This window comes from Micromonospora sp. KC606 (assembly GCF_004348675.1).
Classification (GTDB): Bacteria; Actinomycetota; Actinomycetes; order Mycobacteriales; family Micromonosporaceae; genus Micromonospora.
Window position 1 is genome coordinate 1 of record NZ_SMKN01000376.1, and the last position, 2,355, is coordinate 2,355.

2 protein-coding genes are annotated in these 2,355 nt (G+C 75.8%); both read left to right on the plus strand.

The window, feature by feature from the left end:
* A partial coding sequence (locus tag E1193_RS31125; protein ID WP_132186694.1) for a MoxR family ATPase occupies window positions 1-943 on the plus strand: 943 nt, incomplete at its 5' end.
* Complete coding sequence (locus E1193_RS31130; protein WP_132186695.1) at window positions 940-2,250, plus strand: DUF58 domain-containing protein; 1,311 nt, start codon at window positions 940-942, stop codon at window positions 2,248-2,250. The genes E1193_RS31125 and E1193_RS31130, both read left to right, overlap by 4 nt.
* Window positions 2,251-2,355: the final 105 nt, after the last annotated feature.

Below are 2,355 nucleotides of genomic sequence, written 5' to 3' on the forward strand. Positions count from 1 at the left end.
CGCCCGTGCCGCCCTGCACCGGTTGCGCGCCGAGGTGGCGAAGGCGGTCGTCGGGCAGGACGCCGTGGTCACCGGGCTGGTCATCGCGCTGCTGTGCCGCGGCCACGTGCTGCTGGAGGGCGTGCCGGGGGTGGCCAAGACCCTGCTGATCCGCACCGTCGCCACCGCGCTGGACCTCGACTCGAAGCGGGTGCAGTTCACCCCCGACCTGATGCCCGGAGACGTCACCGGCTCGCTGGTCTTCGCCCCGCAGACCGCCGCGTTCACCTTCCGCGAGGGGCCGGTCTTCACCAACCTGCTGCTCGCCGACGAGATCAACCGGACGCCGCCGAAGACCCAGTCGGCGCTGCTGGAGGTGATGGAGGAACGGCAGGTCTCCGTCGAGGGCGCCCGTCGCCCGCTGCCCGACCCGTTCATCGTCGCCGCCACCCAGAACCCGATCGAGCACGAGGGCACCTATCCGCTGCCCGAGGCGCAGCTCGACCGGTTCCTGCTCAAGCTCACCGTGCCGCTGCCCAGCCGGGACGAGGAACTGGGGGTGCTGCGCGCCCACCACGCCGGCTTCGATCCGCGCGACCTGACGGCGGCGGGCGTACGACCGGTGGCCACCGCGGCCGACCTGGCCGCCGCCCGCGAGGCGGTCGGCCGGGTACACGTCGCCGAAACCGTTCTCGGTTACATCGTGGACCTGTGCCGGGCCACCCGGGTCACCCCGGCGCTGGAGCTGGGCGCCTCGCCCCGTGGGGCGACCGCGCTGCTCGCCACGGCCAAGGCGTGGGCCTGGCTGGCCGGTCGGGACCACGTCACCCCGGACGACGTGAAGGCGACCGCACGGCCGACGCTGCGGCACCGGCTGCGGCTGCGCCCGGAGGTGGAGCTGGAGGGCGTCGGCGTGGACCCGGTGCTGGACACGGTGCTGGCCACCGTGCCGACACCGCGATGACCTGGCGGGCGGCCGTCCTGCTGCTGGTAGGTGCGCTGACCCTGCCGGTGTGGCCGGCCCCGCTGGTCGGCGTCGCGGTGATGACCGGCGCGGTGCTGCTGCTCTGCGCCGTGGACTGGGCCCTCGCCGCACCGCTGCGCGCGGTCGCCGCGGCCCGGGACGGCGACCGGTCGGTACGCCTCGGCGGTACCGCCACCGTCACACTGCGCCTGACCAACACCGCCGGCCGTACGCTGCGCGCCCAGGTCCGGGACGCCTGGGTGCCGTCGGCGGGTGCCGTCGGGACCGTACCGCCGCAACGGGTGACCCGGGTGGCACCCGGCGGCACGGCGGCGCTGCCCAGCCGGCTGACCCCGACCCGGCGCGGCGACCGACCGGCGGTGGCCCTGGCGGTGCGGTCGCTGGGCCCGCTGGGGCTGGCGTTCCGGCAGTGGGCCGGGCGGCCGGCGACGCCACCCTGGGCGCTGCGGGTACTGCCCCGCTTCGACTCGCGCCGGCACCTGCCCGAGAAGCTGTCCCGGCTACGGGTGATCGACGGTACGCAGGTGGCCCGAGGCCGGGGCCAGGGCACCGAGTTCGACACACTGCGCGAGTACGTGGTCGGCGACGACGTCCGCTCGATCGACTGGCGGGCCAGTGCCCGCCGGGCCGACGTGCTGGTTCGCACCTGGCGGCCGGAGCGGGACCGGCGGCTGGTCTGCGTGCTGGACACCGGCCGCACCTCGGCGGTTCGGATCGGTGACGAGCCCCGCCTGGACACCGCCATCGACGCGGCGCTGTTGCTCACCGCGCTCGCCGCCCGGGCCGGCGACCGGGTCGACCTGCTCGCCGCGGACACCGCGATCCGGGCGACGGTGACCGGCAGCGGCCGGCCGGCCCTGCTCAACCGGCTGGTGACGGCGGTCGCGCCGCTACAGCCGGCCCTGGTGGAGACGGACTTCGAGCTGATCGCCGCAGAGATCATGTGCCGGGCACGGCAGCGCAGCCTGGTGGTGCTGTTCACCGCCCTGGAGGCCGGCGCGCTCGGCGAGGGGTTGCTGCCGGTGCTGCCCCGGCTGGCCGCCCGACACCGGGTGGTGGTGGCGGCCGTGCACGACCCGGTGCTCACCGGCCTGACCACCGCAGTGCCGGCCCGTCCCGGCGACGCGTACGCGGCGGCGGCGGGCTGGCGGGCCCTCGCGGAGCGGGGCCGGGTACGCGCCGCCCTGGCCCGCTACGGCGTCACCGTGGTCGACACCCCGGCCAACCGTCTCGCCCCCACCGTCGCCGACACCTACCTCCGCTTCAAGTCCCTCGGTCAGCTCTGACCCCGACCCCAGCCCGTGCCGACCCATGGAGTGGACGGTGGCACGGGCACTGCCGCCGACCGCATGATCAACGCCAGTGAGGCGGAGGGGTGGGGTGGGTCAGCG